This is a genomic window from Mycolicibacterium aichiense (assembly GCF_010726245.1).
GTDB classification, from domain to species: domain Bacteria; phylum Actinomycetota; class Actinomycetes; order Mycobacteriales; family Mycobacteriaceae; genus Mycobacterium; species Mycobacterium aichiense.
On the sequence record NZ_AP022561.1, the window covers coordinates 1,498,365 to 1,516,009 of the forward strand.

The 17,645-nt window shown below is 66.4% G+C and carries 19 protein-coding genes; 9 read left to right on the plus strand and 10 right to left on the minus strand.

Translation table 11 applies throughout. The annotated features are described in order from the left end of the window. The first annotated feature begins 23 nt into the window (after positions 1–23). From G6N32_RS07225 to G6N32_RS07235, 3 genes are read left to right on the plus strand one after another with little or no spacing between them, the layout of a single operon-like run. Positions 24–749 (plus strand): class I SAM-dependent methyltransferase, encoded by a 726-nt coding sequence (locus tag G6N32_RS07225; RefSeq protein WP_115318759.1) that lies wholly within the window; start codon positions 24–26, stop codon positions 747–749. Then, positions 746–2,050, plus strand: a complete 1,305-nt coding sequence (locus G6N32_RS07230) for a cytochrome P450 (RefSeq protein ID WP_232077549.1) — start codon at positions 746–748, stop codon at positions 2,048–2,050. The genes G6N32_RS07225 and G6N32_RS07230 overlap by 4 nt, the downstream gene beginning before the upstream one ends. A 57-nt stretch (positions 2,051–2,107) precedes the next feature. Next, complete coding sequence (locus tag G6N32_RS07235) at positions 2,108–2,869, plus strand: MerR family transcriptional regulator (RefSeq protein ID WP_115318757.1); 762 nt, start codon at positions 2,108–2,110, stop codon at positions 2,867–2,869. Between the two features lie 28 nt (positions 2,870–2,897). Here the strand turns inward: G6N32_RS07235 and G6N32_RS07240 are convergent, their stop codons facing one another. Next, positions 2,898–4,130, minus strand: coding sequence for a pyridoxal phosphate-dependent aminotransferase (locus G6N32_RS07240; RefSeq protein WP_410432513.1), 1,233 nt, complete (start codon positions 4,128–4,130; stop codon positions 2,898–2,900). Between the two features lie 833 nt (positions 4,131–4,963). On the opposite strand from G6N32_RS07240, the gene G6N32_RS07245 reads away from it, so the two are divergent. After that, positions 4,964–6,136 carry a serine/threonine-protein kinase gene (locus tag G6N32_RS07245; RefSeq protein WP_115316587.1) on the plus strand — a complete coding sequence of 391 codons (1,173 nt, stop codon included), beginning with the start codon at positions 4,964–4,966 and terminating at the stop codon, positions 6,134–6,136. A gap of 23 nt (positions 6,137–6,159) precedes the next feature. Here G6N32_RS07245 and G6N32_RS29290 read toward each other — a convergent pair whose 3' ends face one another. Both G6N32_RS29290 and G6N32_RS07255 read right to left on the minus strand, forming a co-directional pair. Beyond that, positions 6,160–6,495 carry an STAS domain-containing protein gene (locus G6N32_RS29290; protein ID WP_115316586.1) on the minus strand — a complete coding sequence of 112 codons (336 nt, stop codon included), beginning with the start codon at positions 6,493–6,495 and terminating at the stop codon, positions 6,160–6,162. Positions 6,496–6,759: 264 nt separating this feature from the next. Continuing rightward, positions 6,760–7,044, minus strand: a complete 285-nt coding sequence (locus G6N32_RS07255) for a hypothetical protein (RefSeq protein WP_115316585.1) — start codon at positions 7,042–7,044, stop codon at positions 6,760–6,762. A gap of 484 nt (positions 7,045–7,528) precedes the next feature. On the opposite strand from G6N32_RS07255, the gene G6N32_RS07260 reads away from it, so the two are divergent. Next, positions 7,529–7,873, plus strand: coding sequence for a hypothetical protein (locus tag G6N32_RS07260; protein WP_147291938.1), 345 nt, complete (start codon positions 7,529–7,531; stop codon positions 7,871–7,873). Between the two features lie 14 nt (positions 7,874–7,887). Here G6N32_RS07260 and G6N32_RS07265 read toward each other — a convergent pair whose 3' ends face one another. After that, on the minus strand, positions 7,888–8,277 hold the full coding sequence (locus G6N32_RS07265) for a hypothetical protein (RefSeq protein ID WP_147291937.1): 390 nt from the start codon (positions 8,275–8,277) through the stop codon (positions 7,888–7,890). 106 nt (positions 8,278–8,383) lie between these two features. Between G6N32_RS07265 and G6N32_RS07270 the strand changes: the two genes are divergently transcribed. After that, complete coding sequence (locus G6N32_RS07270) at positions 8,384–8,788, plus strand: hypothetical protein (RefSeq protein WP_115316582.1); 405 nt, start codon at positions 8,384–8,386, stop codon at positions 8,786–8,788. Between the two features lie 10 nt (positions 8,789–8,798). Here G6N32_RS07270 and bluB read toward each other — a convergent pair whose 3' ends face one another. Beyond that, entirely contained in the window at positions 8,799–9,443 is a 645-nt protein-coding gene (gene bluB, locus G6N32_RS07275; RefSeq protein WP_115316581.1) for a 5,6-dimethylbenzimidazole synthase, read from the minus strand. Between the two features lie 125 nt (positions 9,444–9,568). Here bluB and G6N32_RS07280 point away from each other — a divergent pair, with 125 nt between their 5' ends. Continuing rightward, a complete protein-coding gene (locus G6N32_RS07280) occupies positions 9,569–10,513 on the plus strand; it encodes an alpha/beta fold hydrolase (protein ID WP_115316580.1) in 945 nt (314 codons plus the stop codon). On the opposite strand, the gene G6N32_RS07285 is transcribed toward G6N32_RS07280, so the two are convergent. The 4 genes from G6N32_RS07285 to G6N32_RS07300 form a co-directional block, all read right to left on the minus strand. Beyond that, positions 10,503–11,843: a flavin monoamine oxidase family protein gene (locus G6N32_RS07285; protein ID WP_115316579.1), complete on the minus strand. Its 1,341-nt coding sequence runs from the start codon at positions 11,841–11,843 to the stop codon at positions 10,503–10,505. The genes G6N32_RS07280 and G6N32_RS07285 overlap by 11 nt on opposite strands. Before the next feature lie 87 nt (positions 11,844–11,930). After that, complete coding sequence (locus G6N32_RS07290) at positions 11,931–12,911, minus strand: TIGR03617 family F420-dependent LLM class oxidoreductase (RefSeq protein ID WP_083121008.1); 981 nt, start codon at positions 12,909–12,911, stop codon at positions 11,931–11,933. Positions 12,912–12,918: 7 nt separating this feature from the next. Further along, the gene (locus G6N32_RS07295; RefSeq protein WP_115316578.1) at positions 12,919–14,031 is read right to left on the minus strand and encodes an Rv3169 family protein; all 1,113 of its coding nucleotides are present in this window, start codon (positions 14,029–14,031) and stop codon (positions 12,919–12,921) included. Positions 14,032–14,035: 4 nt separating this feature from the next. After that, positions 14,036–15,175 carry a phosphotransferase family protein gene (locus tag G6N32_RS07300; protein ID WP_115316577.1) on the minus strand — a complete coding sequence of 380 codons (1,140 nt, stop codon included), beginning with the start codon at positions 15,173–15,175 and terminating at the stop codon, positions 14,036–14,038. Between the two features lie 42 nt (positions 15,176–15,217). Between G6N32_RS07300 and G6N32_RS07305 the strand changes: the two genes are divergently transcribed. Both G6N32_RS07305 and G6N32_RS07310 read left to right on the plus strand, forming a co-directional pair. Continuing rightward, entirely contained in the window at positions 15,218–15,820 is a 603-nt protein-coding gene (locus tag G6N32_RS07305) for a TetR/AcrR family transcriptional regulator C-terminal ligand-binding domain-containing protein (protein ID WP_115316576.1), read from the plus strand. A gap of 13 nt (positions 15,821–15,833) precedes the next feature. Further along, a complete protein-coding gene (locus G6N32_RS07310) occupies positions 15,834–16,721 on the plus strand; it encodes an SDR family NAD(P)-dependent oxidoreductase (RefSeq protein WP_115316575.1) in 888 nt (295 codons plus the stop codon). Between the two features lie 15 nt (positions 16,722–16,736). Here G6N32_RS07310 and G6N32_RS07315 read toward each other — a convergent pair whose 3' ends face one another. Beyond that, the gene (locus G6N32_RS07315; RefSeq protein WP_232077550.1) at positions 16,737–17,630 is read right to left on the minus strand and encodes a DUF4344 domain-containing metallopeptidase; all 894 of its coding nucleotides are present in this window, start codon (positions 17,628–17,630) and stop codon (positions 16,737–16,739) included. Between the last annotated feature and the right edge of the window lie 15 nt (positions 17,631–17,645).

Consider the following 17,645-nt stretch of genomic DNA (forward strand, 5'->3'; position numbering starts at 1 on the left):
AGGCTCAGGTGGATATCGCGACCATGCCTCGTGCCGGATTCGACGCCTCCTGGCTGGACCGGCGTCTGCAGACCCGACGGCTGGAATACCTGGACCGCGATGATGTCGACGACCGCGTCAAGCGGCAGGTGATCTGGTCTCTCGACTGGATGGGCCGCATCCTGCGGGACCACGAGCACCTCGCGGCCAGGGCGCTTCCGCTCGTCGCGAACATCGACGAGCCGAGAATTCTGGAGTTGGGGGCGGGTCATGGGGCGCTGTCGAGGGCGGTGCTGGCACTGCGTCCCGACGCGCGCGTCACGGTGACCGACATCGACCCGGTATCGGTGGCCACCATCGCCGCCGGCGATCTCGGCAGCGATCCGAGGGCGGTCGTCCGCCGCGTCGACGCCACCGATATCGACGCCACCGATCAGTCCTACGATCTCGCGTTGTTCGCCCTGTCGTTTCATCATCTGCCGCCGGTTGCGGCCGCGCGCGTGTTGGCGGAGGGAACCCGCGTCGCGGACACGTTGCTGATCTGCGATCTGTATCGGCCGTCGGCGCCCGTGCATCTGCTGCGGTTGGCGTCGATGCTGCCGTTCGTGCTGCTGCCGTTCGCCCACGACGGTCTGATCAGTTCGTTGCGTGCTTACAGCCCTTCGGCATTCCGCGCGTTGGCCGCCTACGCCGATCCGGCCATCACCGTCGAGTTCAGCCGCCTGGGTCGCAACCACGTTGTGCTGGCCCGCCGCCCGAGGCTGTCGTGAGCCTCCTGGCGACAGCGGCCGCACTCGGGCGCGCGGCGTGGGCCGGCATGGACCCGGAGGGTTTGTTCCGCCGCCACGCCGCCGACCGCGCACCGTTCACGGTGCTGTTTCCCGGGCTGGGTGAGGTGTTGTTCTTCACCACCATGGACGGGGCGCGCGACATTCTCACCGCGCCCAGCGCACTGTGCCGGGCGCCGTTGCCCAACCCCATCGAGCCGGTCGTCGGCAAGAACTCGCTCATCCTGCTCTCCGGTGAAGCGCATCGCCGGGCCCGAAGCGTCCTGGCACCGCCGTTTCGCGGCGAGCTCATGCGGGACTACGTCGATCTGATCGCCGAGTCCACCGAGCGAGAGATCGCGGCGGTGCGGCCGGGCGATCACCTGCTGGTGGGGCGCACCGCTCAATCGATCACCCTGGACGTGGTGATCCGGGTGGTGTTCGGCGTCACCGACGACGCCCGGCGTCGCGAGTTCTCCTCAGTGACAACGCAGTTGCTCCGATCCGGCGGCGCGGCGCTGATGCTGGTTCCCTGGCTGCGGCGCGACATCGCGGGGCGGGGGCCATGGGCCCGCCTCGTTGCCTTCCGAACCCAGCTCGACGACTTGTTGTCCGAGCAGATCGAGGAACGACGGCACAGTGGGTACCGCGGCGGCGATGTGCTGGCGCTGATTCTCGATGCCACCGATGACGAGGGCAACGGCCTCACCGACGAGATGCTGCGCGACCAGCTGAGGACGATGCTGGCTGCCGGCCACGAAACCAGCTCCACGTCGCTGGCGTGGGCGTTGCATCACATCCACCGCGACGACCGTGTCCGCACTCGTGTGCTCGACGAACTCGCCACCGTCGATACACCGGCGGAGATGGCCGCGCTGCCGTACCTCGCCGCGGTGATCCAAGAGACCCTGCGCCTACACCCGACAGTGCCGATCGTCCTGCGCAGGCTCACCGGCCCACTCACCGTCGCCGGCGTCGCCTGCGCGACCGGTGATGTGGTGGGAATCGCGCTGCCGGCACTGCATGTCAATCCGGACCTGTGGACCGACCCGAATACCTTTGACCCCGAACGCTTTCTGAACGCCAGACCATCGCCGTTCCAGTACGCGCCGTTCGGCGGCGGTTACCGCCGGTGCATCGGCGCGGCCTTCGCGCTCGGCGAGCTGTCGGTCGCGATCGGCACGATGATGAAGCGGCTCGACCTGGTGCCTGTGCAGCGTGGGCGGCCGCCGCGTGCGGTGCCGCGCGGGATCGCTACCAAGCCCAGCCGCGAAATCGCGTTGGAAGTGATCGCCCGGCGTTAGGTTGACCCTCACGCAGCGTGAGGCGTGAACATGAACGATGTGACGCAGGAGATGCGGGTGGACGAGCTCACCGTGGGCGAGGTCGCGAAGCGATTTGGCATCACGGTGCGAACGCTTCATCACTACGACGAGATCGGGTTGTTGCGCGCCAGCAGGCGTGCCGCGTCGGGCTATCGGCTCTATACCGTGGCGGACCTGACGCGCTTGTCCCAGATCATCGTCTACCGCCGCCTCGAGCTACCTCTCGACGAGATCGCGAGCCTGCTCGACGAAGGGGATGCGATCAGCCACCTGGTCCGCCAGCGCGAACGCGTCATGTCCCGGCTCGACGAGATGAAGAACCTCGTCGAGGCAATTGATCACGCATTGGACAAGGCAATGACGAACACACCTATGACCGACGACGACATGCGCGAACTCTTCGGTGACGGCTTCGACGACTACCAGGCGGAGGCTGAGCAGAAGTGGGGTGAGACCGCCGAGTGGAAGGAATCGCAGCGGCGGGCCAAGGCCTACGGCAAGAAGCAGTGGGTGCAGATCAAGTCCGAAGGGGAGGAGGTCGAGAAGGCGTTGGCCGACGCTTTCCGCGCGGGGTTGCCCGCTGACTCCGACGAGGCGATGGATGCGGCGGAGAAACATCGGCTCCACGTCAATCGCTGGTTCTACGACTGCCCGCCGGATTTCCATCGCAACCTCGGCGACATGTACGTGAGCGATCCCCGATACGTCGCCACCTACGACGAGTCGTTCGGACTACCGGGTCTCGCGGCCTATTGCCGCGATGCGATCCACGCGAACGCAGACCGTATCGGCACCTGATCGCACCGAAAGCTGCTGCGCTGGATCATCATTGGCGATAGGTGGCCAGGAACTGCCCGATCGTGCCGATGGTGGCTTGCAGCTCATCGGCCCGCGGCAGCATCACGATCCGGACGTGGTCGGGGTCGGGCCAGCTGAGGCCCGTGCCGGGAATGATGTGAATCTTCTCCTGCAGCAGCAGGTCCAGGGCGAATTGTTCGTCGTCGCGGATCGGATACACGCTCAGGTCGATCTTCGGGAACGCGTACAGCGCTCCTCGGGGTTTGACGCACGAGACGCCGGGAATGGAATTCAGTGCCTTCCAGGCTCGGTCACGTTGCTCGCGCAGCGCACCGGCGGGCAGTGTGAGGTCGTGCCCGGACCCATCGGCTTCCAGCGCGATCTGAATCGCTTGCTGGCCGGGAACATTCGCGCATCGGCGCAGTCCGGCGACGGTGGTCAGACCGTCGAGGTAACTCACGGCGTGATCCGTCGGTCCGGACACCGCGAGCCACCCTGCCCGGAATCCTGCACAGCGGTAGGCCTTTGACAGTCCGTTGAAGGTCAGACACAGCAGATCCGGTGCCAACGAGGCCGTCGTGGTGTGGACGGCGTCGTCGTAGAGGATCTTGTCGTAGATCTCGTCGGAACAGACGATGAGGTTGTGCTCGCGTGCGATGTCGAGAATGCCGGTCAACACCTCGGGCGGGTACACCGCGCCGGTCGGATTGTTCGGGTTGATGATGACGATCGCCCTGGTGCGCGCGGTGACCTTCGCTGCGATGTCGGCGACATCGGGATACCAGTCCGACGACTCGTCGCACCGATAGTGGACGGCGCGTCCGCCGTTGACGTTCACCGCGGCGGTCCACACCGGGAAGTCGGGAGCGGGTACCAAGACCTCGTCGCGCTCGTCGAGCAAGGCCGTCATGGCCATCACGATCAGCTCGGACGCGCCGTTGCCGAGAAATACATGCTCGACGTCGATGCCAGGGACATCGCGGACGGAGTAGTACTGCACGACCGCGTTTCGGGCCGCCAGCAAGCCCTTGGTGGGGCTGTAGCCGGCCGCGGTCGGTAGGGCCTCGGCGATCTGGCGAACCAGCTCACCGGGCGCCTCGAAGCCGAACGGAAACGGGTCGCCTGTATCGAGCCGAATGACCCGGTGTCCGGCTGCTTCGAGTCGTGACACCTGCTCAGCGATGGGCCCCGGCGCTTCGTGCGAGAGGTTGGACAACCTGCTCGACTGCGCGAACTTCATACGGTTCCTTCGCGGGGTCATCCCGGATCGCGGGCGGTGTATTAACCGAAGCGTCAAAAGCGTAGCGCCCATGTGCCGACTGACCGAGCGATCAGGTGAACCCGCGAGCGCCGACATTGGTTAGCCTTACCAGCGAAAATGGCGTAGTCGCTGGTCGGGATCGGCGGCGCGCGCCACTACATTCGTCCGCGCTTCAAGAGCACGGCCACGGAGACGACCGCGATGATCAAGACCACAGCCGCCGGAACGGCCTGCTCGCTGGCCCGTTGAGCCGTCAACGGCGTGGGCCGGACTTTCGCTGATGTGGGCAGTGGAGCGGCATGGGCGGGGGCGGTAGGCGCCGCGAGCGATGCGTCGACTGCGGAGGCCGAAGGCGGCGTCGGAGAACGGTTCTCGGTCCAGAACCGGTGTCCAGCGAAGAGCAATACGGCGGCGGACGAGAACACCACGGCACCCACTAGGAGGCCACCGCGAGAAATGCGTGGCATGAATTCGGCCTAAGGTCTGGCAACACCGGCCCCTACCGTCGTAGGACGTGCGTGTCGCTGCTTGGCGAGACACCGGCACGGTTGTACCTCTGAACCGGCGATCTGCAGGACTATCGAGCCTGTTATTGCTATTCATATCGCCATGACGCAGCGCTGCGTTACCGGCCCGATCCGTACCATTGCTTTGTGCTGCTTGAACTTTCAATTGCCCCAGCACCTCGCATGGGAGAGCCGATTGTTTACCAGCAGAGTCTTTGATGCGGTTAGGCTCATGCGCACCATGAGTCACTTGAGAGATAGCGCCGAAGAGAAGGCAGATAAGTCGACCGTGGTTTGCGTCGCCGTCATCGCGGCTATGGAGAAGTTATGACCGGCCACGAGATGCTCGTGGACCGCTATGCAGTCGCCGGGGTGCTTGGCCGCGGAGGCATGGCTGAGGTTCGCGAAGGATGGGACACCAGGCTCAATCGGCCGGTGGCGATCAAGCTGCTGCACCCCACGCTTACTGCCGACCCTGGAATTCGTCGCCGGTTCGAGGACGAAGCCCGTTCAGCGGCCCGGCTCTGCCATCAGAACATCGTTACGGTCTACGACTTCGGTAATCACCAGGGCACCCCGTTCATCGTGCTGGAACGGTTGCCCGGGCAGACGCTCGCCGACATCATCGCCGCCGGGCCGATGCCGGCGTCGCACGTGCGCTCGATGCTCGACGACGTCCTTGCGGGTCTCGGCGTGGCCCACGCCGCAGGGGTGCTGCATCGGGATATCAAGCCCGGCAACATTCTGGTGTCGGCGCCCGGTGACTCGATGAAGGTGGCTGACTTCGGCATCGCCAAGACCGGTGGGGTCGCGCACACGATGACCGGGCAGATTGTCGGGACGATGAGTTACATGAGTCCTGAGCGTGTAGCCGGGGCCCCTGCGTCCATCGGTGACGACCTCTACGCCGTCGGCCTGATGGGCTATGAAGCGCTCGTGGGCAGAAGAGCGTTCCCGCAAGACAATCCCGCCGCGTTGGCGCACGCGATCATGGATAGCACGCCTCCACCGGTCGCGGCGGTGCGTGACGATGTGGATCCAGTGCTCGCCGCGGTCATCGACCGTGCCATCGCGCGGAATCCTTTGCAGCGCTTCACGAGTGCCGAGCACATGCGGGCCGCGTTGGCCGGTGATCAGCGGGCGCTACGCGGAGGTGTCGTCTCCGTCGGCCCGCGACCGGCAACCAAAGTGCTCGAAGAGCAACCGATTCCGTCCACCCCTTACGTCCTGCGGGCGCCTCGGCGGCGGATGCGCAAGTACGGCGTTGCCGCCGGCGTGCTGGGTGTTCTCGCCGTGTCGGCGTTCGCTTTGGCGTTGGATCCGGCATCGTCGACGCCGGCGCGGGCGCCGGAACCGGTCAGCACCAGCAACCCTGTTACCCCGTCACCGAACGTCGCTCCGCCCCCGAGCCCTGTCGTCCAGCAACCCAGTCCCGAGCCACCTGCGCCGGGTGGACCAGCAGGCCGCGGGCACGGAAAGGGCGACAAGAAGCGGGGCTAGCCCCGCAGGCTAGCGATGCGCGGTTACGCGCACAGTTGCTCGCAGAGCATCATGACTCGCGAAACACATTGTGCTGGTGCGATTTCGAGTGCAACGTTGGCTTCTCCACAGCGTTCTTTAACGCTCTCGAGCGCTGAAATCCCAGCGCAGTCAAAGAACGTCACCTGCGTCATGTCCAAAGTGAGGCGCCGGCAATTGCCTGCGCGCCGGAAGACGAACTCGGTGAATCGGCGGGCGGTTGACATGTCGACATCGCCGACTGCGGTGACGCGAACGTCAGTGGTGTTGGACCATTCCGCGGAGAGTTGCAGCCGGTCGGTGGGTGGGTCAACGGTCGAATTCGAACTGATCAAATGCATCGAATGGCTCCAATGAGCACTAGAAGGACGTAACAAGTGTGGGTGGGACGCGCCCGAGAGGCTCGCATTGCGGGTGCAACATGCACCGCTCGCCTGCGACGAATACCGTGGCTGGAAATTCAACCTGCTTCGACACTACACCCACAGGCGCCCAGCGGCCCAGCTTGGCGAATACCTACTCTTGGGGACGGTCGACAGGCGATCAAGCGCCCAGGGTTGACGGCAGCGCCGGTCGCCACCAGGGCCGCATCGTCAGGAAAACCGTCAGCAGGGCATATCGGCGGGGGTGTAATACGCCACGCCATTGCCGGTCAGACACGGCGGGCGGCCGGCTGCGGCCTGGGCCGCCGCATCTTCGGGCGAGGCGACCGGCGGTACCACACCGGGACTCAGCTCGATGCCAGGACCGACCATGACATCGGGGCCGAATACGACGCACCCCGTCGCGTCCTGCGCGGCGGCCGCGGCGCCGCAATCGTCCGCCCGCGCGGGCGAAGGTGCCACCACCAGTGCCGCAACCATCACCGCGACGGCGAAGAGTGTCTTCATCGGTCTGTTTTTGCTCGCCGGAGAGCGCGGTGATGCTGGTTTCGGCCGCATTGGCCTGGCCCGAGTCAGCTGCACCGACGGCGCAGTCTTCCCGCGACCTTGCATCCCAGCGGACCTGCTGGACCTCGGTTTCGACGGTGGCGCAGGTGACTGGCGGTACGTGGGCGAATAGCTATGCCGGCATGAGCTAACTTTCCACCGACGACTTCAGTATCGCGAGCCGACGACCAGCTAGCAGAACTATCGCGATCAACCGGGGAAGCCGCTCAGCGCCTCGCCCACCGCCGCCGATGAAGCAGATGGTGTTGATGGGCTTCGCTACATCACTGACAACTCTGAAATTCCGCAGTGGGCAAAAGAGATTGGCCAACCTGTCGCCCGGCTCTTGGGAAGATACTCGGGATTCAACACGCGACGTCCGTGGCGCATTTCCGTGTGCGGTGCCCAACAGGACGGCGGATGGGACGCCTGTGAGACGGTCACTGTGTACGGCTTCAGCGGGACGATCCCGACGTCGGTATTGCAGCGCCGGGCAGACAAGGCTCTGGCAACACAGGGAACTTTCGAAATCCAATCAAGCGTAGTGATGTCGGACCAGCGGACAGGGGCCTCGGCGGTGCGGTGCTCGGGCTATATGACAGCCGGCGGATTATTGATCAGGACGAAGCAGAACCACTTCGCCGTTCCTTCCGCCACACCGGGCGAAGGTCGACTCGTCGAGCGGTGTTGGTTCGTCGAGGCGAAGGCGCGTCCGCGGTTCGAGGCGACGATCGACGAGTTCGACCACCAGTCGATGAACGCATTCGTCGCCGCTACAACCAGTTTGTGATCGCGGTTCTTCTCCTACTCACTCGCGAAGTTTGGCTCGATCTCTTCCGCAACAGCAGCGCCCGTCGGGGTCAGGTTCAACCATGCATACCACGGCCAGATGGTGTCCTCGTCGAATTGGTCGATGTAGATCTGGCGGACGCGATCGAGTGATTCGTTCAAGGACGTCGACCACTTCGCAAACCGGTCATCGGGACCGTTGAGGTCTCCGATTTCCGCGAGATCGTCCTGGACTAGATCGTGGATTAACGTCATGACCCGCTGCTGTGTCGTCTTGATCGGCTCACCCGGGTGCGCCCTGACCGTGTGGTAGTGCAGGCGCTGCAAGGGAACCCAATCGATCAACCCACGCACCAGCACTTCATCGCGCGCAGACATATCAGTGTCCGGATTGGGCTGGTTCACCCCCCGCATTTTATTGTGCGCGGCGCGATCTCGTCTCCGCTCTGTGCTGGTGCGGTGTCGGCCACACCGCCGAATTTTTTGTCGTCGATTCGGGTAAGCCACTCGCATGGCACTGAAATCACTCTCTCTGGCATCAGTTCTGTTCTCCGGTGCGGCAGCTGCCGCGATCGCGGTCGCTCCGTTGGCTGCCGCCGATCCCGCGCCGGGCTGCGTCAACCCTGACGGCAGCCCCTGCCCGGTGGCCACCGCAGGCCCGGACGGCGCGTCCGGCGTCATTCCCGGTGGCCCGGGCGGTGTGGCAGGCCCGGGTGGCGCGTCCGGTGCGATTCCGAATGGTCCGGTCGGTACGGCCGGTCCCGACGGCGCCAGCGGCTCGATTCCGTACGGTCCCGGGGGCACCGCGGACCGCGGCGGCGCCAGCGGCGGCATCCCGAACGGTCCGAGCGGCTCGGCCGGACCCGGCGGGGCCACCGGATGCATCCCGTACGTCGGTTGCGCCTCCGTCGGCTAGCCGAACCTGGCTAGCTCCAACGGTTTTCGCTGACGAACTCGGCGAGTGGGCGCGGATGAGTCCACTCGTCGAGTTCGAGCGCCGGGCGGTCGGGGAAGTCGGGCACCGGGCCGAGGCACAGGACGGCCACCGGCTCACCGCCGGCCGGAATCTCCAGTAGCTCGCCGAGGCGCTGCGGGTCGAAAATGGACACCCAACCCATCCCGAGGCCCTCGGCTCGCGCTGCCAACCACAGGTTCTGGATCGCGCAGGACACCGAAGCCAGGTCCATGTGAGGCATCGTGCGGCGCCCGAAGACGTGGCTCTCCCGGCCGTCGCCGAGTGCCACCACCAGCAATTCAGCGCAGTCCAGGATGCCTTCGACCTTGAGCGCCAGGAATTCTTCTGCCCGGGCACCCAGGGCGTCGGCGGTGTTCCTGCGCTCTTCGTCGACCAGAGCATGGATCTTGTGCCGCAACCCGGTGTCGGTGATGCGCAGGAACCGCCAGGGCTGCATCAGCCCGACGCTGGGAGCGGCGTGCGCGGCCGCCAGCAACCGGGCCAGGACCGCATCGGGTACCGAAGCTCCGGAGCTGAACCTGCGCATATCCCGGCGCTGGTGAATGACGCGATAGACGGCGAGGCGTTCGGCGTCGGTGAACGCGTGCTCGGTCACCGGATCATCCTAGAGAGGCACGGTGCGATAACGACCGGCGCGGTGCGACGGTTCGACCGGGCCCGAGGTGGTTACTCTAGGGATCCCGGAACGGCAGTGGCGCCGTCCCGAGCGAGGAGGGGGCCATGTCCGCGTCCCGTACTGCCGTCAAGAACGGTATCGACCTGCCGTCCAGCCGGACCATTGAGGTGAGGGCCGCCGACGGCACCCGCCTCCACACCGAGGTCTTCGGCCCCGACGATGGCTATCCGATCGTGCTGGCGCACGGCATCACCTGCGCGCTGCGGGTCTGGCATCAGCAGATCAACGATCTGTCCCGCGACTTCCGGGTAATCGCCTACGACCATCGCGGGCACGGTCGCAGCGGGGTCCCGCGCCGGTCCGGCTACAGCCTCGGCCACCTGGCCGGGGACCTCGACTCGGTCCTGACGGCGACCCTGCGCCCGGGCGAACGAGCGGTGATCGCCGGGCACTCGATGGGCGGCATCGCGATCAGTTCGTGGGCCGACCGCTACCGGCACCGCGTTGCCCAGCGTGCCGATGCCGTCGCGCTGATCAACACCACCACCGGCGACCTGCTCAAAGAGATCAACCTGCTGCGGGTGCCCGCGCTGCTGGCCGCCGGCCGATCCCTCGCCGCACGCCACCTCATCAGGACATTCGGCGGGGCGCCACTGGTATGGGGCGCCCAGCCCGGCAGCCGCTGGTTCGTCACGATGATGGCCGTCGGTGCGGGCGCCGATCCCGCGATCGGCAAGCTGGTGCACGACCTGTTCGCCGAGACCCCGGCCGGTGGCCGCGGCGCGTGGGCGCGGGTGCTCGTCGACGAGATGAACGCCCGACACATCGACCTCACCGGCCTGACGGTGCCCACGCTGGTGATTGGCAGTACCAACGACCGGCTGTTGCCGATGTGCCAGTCCCGCAAGATCGCTGACGCTGTTCCCAATCTGGTCGACCTGGTCGAGACACCGGGCGGGCACTGCGCGATCCTGGAGCATCCCGACGTCGTCAATGGGCATCTTCGGACACTGGTCTCAGCGGTGACCGCCCAGCGCATCAGTTCCTGAGCGCCGCAACGACTTCCGCTGCCGCGCGTCGGCCGGACCGCACCGCGCCGTCCAGGAAGCCGGTCCATTCGTCGGCGGTCTCGGTGCCCGCCCAATGCAGCGGTCCGACCGGTTCGCGCAGCAGGTGGCCGAATTCCGTCCAGGCGCCGGGCGGAACCGCCGCGGTCGGGCCGCCGGGTGCGAAAGTCTCTGCGCCCCAGCAGTGGTCGAGGTAATCGATGGGGTTCTCGGCGTCCGGGCCGAACAACGCCGAAAAGCAGGCGAGTGCCCGCTTGCGGCGCTCCTCGGCATCGAGCGCGTCAAATCCGCGGGAGTCGGCGAACCCGAGCAGAATTCCCGGGCCGTCGTCACCGGGACTGACGTCGAAGGTGATGAACACCGGCCCCACGTCGGACAGCGCCTGCCCGGACAGGCCCTTGTCGCGCCAGAACGGCCGTGGATACGCGGCGTACGCCTTGCTCAGTGCCCCCTGCGGCCAGCTCTGGGCCAGCTGCTGGTAGCCGATCGGCGGTGGCGGGGCGACGTCGATGTTCAGCCGGTGTGCCGGCGGGATCGCCACGATGACGCGTCGCGCCTCGACGACGCCGGCCGACGACGTGACCGCGACCGCGTCATCGGACCATTCGATTCGCGTCGCTATCGCATTGAGCCGGACGCGATCACCCAGTTCGGCGGCCATCGCCTCGGCGATCTGCTGGGTGCCGCCGGGGAAGTGGTCCTGCTGAGCGCCCCCCACCACGTCGAGCATGCGGTCCAAACCCCCGGCGGCCTTGACGTAGCGCACCGCATGCAGCATCGACACCTGGTCGGGCTCGGCACCCCAGGTCACCCGCGACATCACGGCGAGCAGGTCCCGCGACGACGCGCCGGCGCCGACGGAGTGCAACCAGCCGCCCAGTGTCGTGCCATCGAGCTTCTTGGCGCTGGGCGACGCCCATGGCTTGGTGATGTCGACGTTGCGGCCGAGCCGTTCGACCTGCCATTGGATCCGGGCGATGTCGACCAGCCGAAGTAGCCCCAGCCGTGGGATGGTGCCACGGTAGGACCGCACTTTGCCGCGCCACCGGATGAGGTTGGCGCCCTCGCTGTAGGTCGGTTCGGTGGGGCAGCCGAGTTCGGTGGCCAGCGCGAGCACCGCGTCCTGGGTGGGGCCGACGAACGTGCCGCCGAGGTCGACCGGCACACCGGCCAGCGACGCGGTGCTCGAGCGTCCGCCGACGCGGTCGCGGCCCTCCAGCACCAGCACCTCGTGCCCGTGTTTGACCAGTTCACGTGCGGCTGCCAGGCCTGCGAAGCCCGCGCCGATCACCACTACGTCGTAACCCACCACACCACCAGTGTTGCCTGTCCCATTCGCCCAAACCAACGTTTGGCCGCGAAAGGCCGAGTGGTGAGCCGCAGAACGTCGACTTCGGCGCTAGCGGGCCAGCTCGTCGACGATCTCGGCCAGCGTCTCGGTGGCGATCGGGCCTGGCTGATACAGGCAGACGGTGTCACCGACGCCGTCCACCCGCTCCCGGATGTGCGCGGCGATCTGCTTGGGGGTGCCGCACGCTGCGATGGTGTGCAGCACCTCGTCACTGATGAGGCCGGCCATCTCCTGCCATTTGCCTTGCTTGGACATCGAATTCAGTTCGGGCTGCAGATCGCCCCAGCCGTGGATGTCGAGCACCGGGCGGTAGGCCGGGGTGGACCCGTAGAACGCCAGCAGCCGCCGCGTCGCGTCGTGATCCTCACCCGCGGACAGGATGATCTCGGGCACGATCGCGAACGACGACTCCGATCGTCCGGCCGCGGCCAGTCCGTCGCGCACCGCGGGCATCGTCGACTCGCGCAGGAACTTCGCCGAGCCGAACGGCATCACCAGCAGGCCGTCCGCCACCTCCGCGGTGGCTCTGGTGAGCCGAGGACCGAGCGCGCCGACGTAGATCGGCGGCGGGCCAAAGGGATTCGGGCCGGGATTGAACATCGGCGTCATCAGAGTGTGCCGGTAGTACTCGCCACGAAAGTCCAGTCGCTCGCCGGTCTCCCAGGTGGCAAAGATGGCCCGCAGCGCGCGGACCAGCTCGTGCATCCGCGCGACCGGCTTGTCGAACGCCGCGCCGTAGTGCTTCTCGATCTGGGCCCGCACCTGGGTGCCCAGTCCGAGGATGAACCGGCCTTGGGCAAGCAACTGGTGGTCGTAGGCCTGGTGGGCCAATTGGATCGGGTTGCGCGGGAACGCGATTGCCACGTTGGTCATCAGGTCCAGGCCGCCGACGCCGGCGGCCAGCGTCAGCGGTGCGAAGACGTCGTGCGGGCCTTCGAATGTGAAGACTCCGCTGGCGCCGGCGTCGCGCAGGGCCCGGGCACGATCGACCGCATCGGTGGGCCCGAAGAGGGCCGTCAGAACTTTCACGACGTGGTTACGGCGCGACCGTCAGCCAGTCGGCGAAGCCCGACGGGTCGTGGCGGCCCAGCGCGCCGTGCTCGAACAGGCCCCAGCCCTCGGCGGACGTGCCGCCGTCGTGGCACACCGCACGGCCGACGTGGTCGATCACGCCGAACGCGGAGCGACCGATGATGGCCGGATCGTTCATGTCGTAGGTGAGCCGCTCGGCGAACTTCTCGCCCTTCCACACGCCGTGGATCCAATCCGAGTCGCCGCCGTAGCCGCCGCCGACGTGGATCGGGACCGGCAATTTCGACTCCACATCAAAACGGAGCGTCGCGCCGTTGGCGTCAGTGGCCTCGATGGTCGCGCCGGTCGGAATGCGAGTGCCGGAGCGGTAGTGGATCTTGACCCGCGGCCAGCCCAGCTGCTCGACCCGTCCGTCGCGCCAGATCCGCGTGCAGTCGTTCAGCGAGCGGAAGCCGTCGGGTGCTTCCTGGATGATGATGACGATCGCGTAGTCCTCGAAGGCCATCGGGACATACAGCCACCACATGCCTTCGAAAGGCGGGTCGGCCGGGCGGCCGGCGGGCTCGGCCTCGCCGATCGGGCGGATACCCCACGACCGGTCGCGGCTGCCGATCCACACCGACGGCTCGACGGTGATCTCCTCGCCGTCGATGACGATATGCCCTGCCCAGGAACCCAATTGGGCGAACCGTTGCGCGTCCAGCGTCACCCGGTTGCCCTGACGCATGATGTGCGGTTGCTCCTGAACGACCGGGAACAACCCCTCCCAGGTGAGGTCGACCGCCATACCCTCGGTCTCGTCCATCACGATCCGCACCTTCTGTAGCGGATCGATCACCTCGACGCGGTAGCCGTTGCAGTTCTGGTTGAGCCGGTCCTGGTCGATCACGTCGGACACGTGCACCGCGGTCTGCGTGTCGCCCCGCCTGACGAGTACGTACGCATCCTTCACCCCGAGGTTGGGGTAGTAGCCGATGCCGGTGATCAAGAAGATGTCCCCGGTGCGGTCGTGGCAGTTGAAATAGCTGCGGTCGTAGAAGTTCCGGTCCGAGGAGTTCGGCCAGGCGATCGGCAGCGGCGCCTGGTGGACGGGATATTCGTCGAGCGGTCCGAGCATTCGGCTATGCCTCCTCAATGAGCCGGCGCAGCAACCCGGCGTGGTAGAACGTCGACTCGACGTCCTCTGGCTTTTCGATCTCGCCGAAGTGGACGCGCCGGGCCCCGGTGCGCATGAACACGCAGCACCAGATCACTCCGGAGTAGACGTAGAACCAGCGCAGGTCGCCGAGTTCGACGCCGGTCAGCTTCTGGTAGGTGGCGCGAACGTCCTCTTCGCGCATCACGTCCGGCAGGCCTGGCATGCCGGCGAGCCCGGCGAGTTCCTGAAACACCATGTGCGCAAAGATGATCCACGCCACGTCCAGCTCGCGGGGACCCAGCGTCGCCATCTCCCAGTCCAGCACCGCGACCGGCCGGAAGTCTTCGTAGAGCACGTTGCCGACCCGCGAGTCGCCCCATGCCAGCACGGTTTCTCCGGCGGCGACGTCGGTGGGGAAGTGATCTTCCAGCCAGCCCAGCGCGGTCTCGACCAGTGGCGAGCGGCCGATGTCTGGTACGGCGAACTCGTACCACCCCTTGAGCCAGTTCAATTGGCGACGCAGCGGGGTGTCACCCTCGGGCACGGCCTCGGCGAGGAAGCCAAATGTGTCTGCGGCGTTGGGAATCGAGTGCAGCTTGGCCAGCACCTCGACCGTTGCGTCCTGCAGGGCGCGCTGCTGCTCGGCCGGTGCGTCGGCAAACCAGTTGTCGCCGAACGTATACGGCATCACGTCGGGCGGGACGGTGCCCTCGACGTGGTTCATCAGGAAGAACGGGGCGCCCAGCACGGTGCCCGTCGGGTCGATCCAGCGCACCTTCGGCACCGGCACATCGGTCAGTTCGTCGACCAGCCGGATGACGTCGAACTGATGGTCCATCCGGTAGGTGATGAAGACCGGGACGTCTTCGGAAGTGGGCGCCACCCGGGCCACCCACTTCTGCTCGACCTGTTTGCCGTCCTGCACCCAGCGGCCGGTCAGGATGATCGTCTCTGACGACATGCCGTTGGAGTCGATGCCGCTTTCGACGGTCACCTCCGGCTTCACGCCACCAGGCATCACCGTCGACAGCCATTCCGACAGCAGCGCGGGAACGGTGCTGACGTCACGACCGGAACGTTGTAACCGCTCGACGTCGGTTTCTACAGACGGTTGGTTGGTCACCTTTGTCCTCTCCAACCCTATTACGATACGGTGGGTAGCGTTATGAAATCAGACGCGTCTTCGCTTGACAAGACCGCGGTCCCGGGGAGGCCCCGCGATCCGCGTATCGACGCTGCCATACTGCGTGCGACGGCGGAGCTGCTTGTCGAAATCGGTTATCCGAATCTGACTTTGGCGGCTGTCGCCGAGCGGGCGGGAACGACGAAGACCGCGCTGTACCGCCGCTGGTCGAGCAAGGCCGAGCTGGTCCACGAGGCGGCGTTCCCGACCGCGCCGACGGCACTGACGACCCCGGCCGGCGACATCGCGGCCGATGTCCGCGCGATGCTGTCGGCCACCCGCGATGTGTTCACCAGCCCGGTGGTGCGCGCCGCGCTGCCCGGGCTGATCGCGGACATGAGCGCCGACGCGGAGCTGAACGCCCGGGTGATGTCCCGATTCACCGAGGTGTTCGCTGCGGTGCGGGATCGCCTGGTCGAAGCGGTGCACTGCCGCGAAGTGCACGCCGACGTCGATCCCGAACGCCTCATCGAACTGATCGGTGGTGCGACGATGATGCGGTTGCTTCTGCGCCCCGATGACGTTCTCGACGCGAGCTGGGTCGACCAGACCGCGGCGATTCTCGTCCACGGGGTGGCGCTATGAATCGAGGAGTGCGATGACTGGACGACTTGCCGGTCGTAGCGCCATTGTCACCGGCGCGAGCCGTGGACTTGGCCGCGCGACCGCCCTGGCGCTGGCCGCCGAGGGCGCCGCGGTGGCGGTGGTGGCCCGAACCCAACAGCAGTGGGACGACCGGCTGCCGGGCACCATCGGCGACACCGTCGCGTCCATCGAAGCCGCCGGTGGGCAGGCTGTGGCGATCGCCGCCGACCTCCTCGAGCGCGACGACCTGCCCCGGCTGGTCGACGAGGCCCGGGCGGCGTTGGGGCCCATCACGATTCTGGTGAACAACGCCGCGTTCACCGCGCCGGGACGTCCGCCCAAGCCGGATGCCGCGCCGAAGGTGGCGAAGCCCAGGACTGCGCCGGCGGCCACCAACGCCGAGTGGCCCGGTTTCGTGACGATCCCACCGAGTGCCTATCGCAGGCATTTCGAGATCGGTGTGTTCGCCTCCTACGAGCTGATGCAGCTGGTGTGCCCCGACATGTTCGCCGCCGGCTTCGGCTCGATCATCAACGTCACGTCGGTGGCTTCCCGGGTGCCCGGTGACGGCCCGTATCAGAACTTCGCCGGCGGGGTGCTGCCCGGGTACGGCGGATCCAAGGCCGCGCTGGAGCACCTGACCTGGTGTGCGGCCTACGATCTGCAGCGGCACAACATCGCGGTCAACGCGCTGGCGCCGTCGCGGCCGATCCCGACACCGGGACTGTCCTACTACCGCAACGAATTCGCGAGCGTGTCACCCGAGGACGAGTTCGCCCGTGCCGCAGTCGAATTGACACTCGTCGACCCGAACGTCGTCACGGGCCGCACCATCGGTCACCTCGAGGCGCTGGACGGCAGCTTTGCGCCGTTCACCAACACGGAGTCCGCACTCGGCTAGCGCTGAACGACGCTGCTACTTCAAGTGCGGGCCCAGCAACTGACTCCACGCGTGGCTCAACTTGTCCCACTCGTCGTCGCACAGCTCGGCCCGGCTCTGCGGAAGATGTCCGTCGCCGACCAGGTCGCCGTTGGCCGCCGGGTTCGAACCGTAGAGCCAGCATTCCATGTTGAAGGCCCTGACCTTGTTCGGTGAATGGCCGCCGGCGAGGTCGGTGTCATCGAGTTCACCGGCAGCCTCGGCATAGCCCTGGAATTCGCGTGCCGAGTCTTTGATGGCCTGTACATTGGCCGGGTCCACCTTGCCGTCCGGCCCCGGCGTCAACAGGATGTAAGCCGAAAGCTGGTCGGCGACATCCTCTTCGCGGCCGGTGATGGGCAGGTCATACAGGCTGATCACCATGTGACCGAGCTCGTGGTAGAAGGTGGCGATCTCACCGTTGACCGTGGACGCCCTCGGATCGGCGTCACCGGCTTTGGTGTAGATTTCCAGACCCTCCGTCGCTTCTTCGTAGCACAGCGTCACCGAGTTATCGTTCGGATCCCACCACGCGTTGGCCGTATCGCACTGCTTACCGACCAACTGGATGTCGTGCGGCAGTTTCAGTGTGTTGTTGACGCTGCTCGAGAGATGGTTCAGCAGATCAGCCTGCTCTTGGATATCGCGGCCCGTCTTGGCCTCCGGCGAGGTGGCCTCGTCGTACCTCGGAATCATCGAGCCCGACGAATCGTCCTTGCCTGCCCCGGATGGCTCGGCCGGCTGGTCCGACCGCGCCGGGCTTGCCTGCGCCGTCGAGGGACTGACCGTGGACTCGCGAAGCTGATCGGGATGCGATCCCGTGTTGCCGCACGCGCTGAGGACTACCACCAAGCCGAGGAATGCCGCACCGACGCGAGCGCAGTTTGTCACGAGACAATATTCAAT

Excerpts from the sequence above, each read along its gene's own strand:
- G6N32_RS07280 (WP_115316580.1), top strand. The coding sequence starts at position 9,569 with ATGTCCGCGTCCCGTACTGCCGTCAAGAACGGTATCGACCTGCCGTCC.
- G6N32_RS07255 (WP_115316585.1), bottom strand. The coding sequence starts at position 7,044 with ATGAAGACACTCTTCGCCGTCGCGGTGATGGTTGCGGCACTGGTGGTG.
- G6N32_RS29290 (WP_115316586.1), bottom strand. The coding sequence starts at position 6,495 with ATGCATTTGATCAGTTCGAATTCGACCGTTGACCCACCCACCGACCGG.
- G6N32_RS07225 (WP_115318759.1), top strand. The coding sequence starts at position 24 with ATGCCTCGTGCCGGATTCGACGCCTCCTGGCTGGACCGGCGTCTGCAG.
- G6N32_RS07245 (WP_115316587.1), top strand. The coding sequence starts at position 4,964 with ATGACCGGCCACGAGATGCTCGTGGACCGCTATGCAGTCGCCGGGGTG.
- G6N32_RS07310 (WP_115316575.1), top strand. The coding sequence starts at position 15,834 with ATGACTGGACGACTTGCCGGTCGTAGCGCCATTGTCACCGGCGCGAGC.
- G6N32_RS07295 (WP_115316578.1), bottom strand. The coding sequence starts at position 14,031 with ATGCTCGGACCGCTCGACGAATATCCCGTCCACCAGGCGCCGCTGCCG.
- G6N32_RS07240 (WP_410432513.1), bottom strand. The coding sequence starts at position 4,130 with ATGACCCCGCGAAGGAACCGTATGAAGTTCGCGCAGTCGAGCAGGTTG.
- G6N32_RS07270 (WP_115316582.1), top strand. The coding sequence starts at position 8,384 with ATGGCACTGAAATCACTCTCTCTGGCATCAGTTCTGTTCTCCGGTGCG.
- G6N32_RS07305 (WP_115316576.1), top strand. The coding sequence starts at position 15,218 with ATGAAATCAGACGCGTCTTCGCTTGACAAGACCGCGGTCCCGGGGAGG.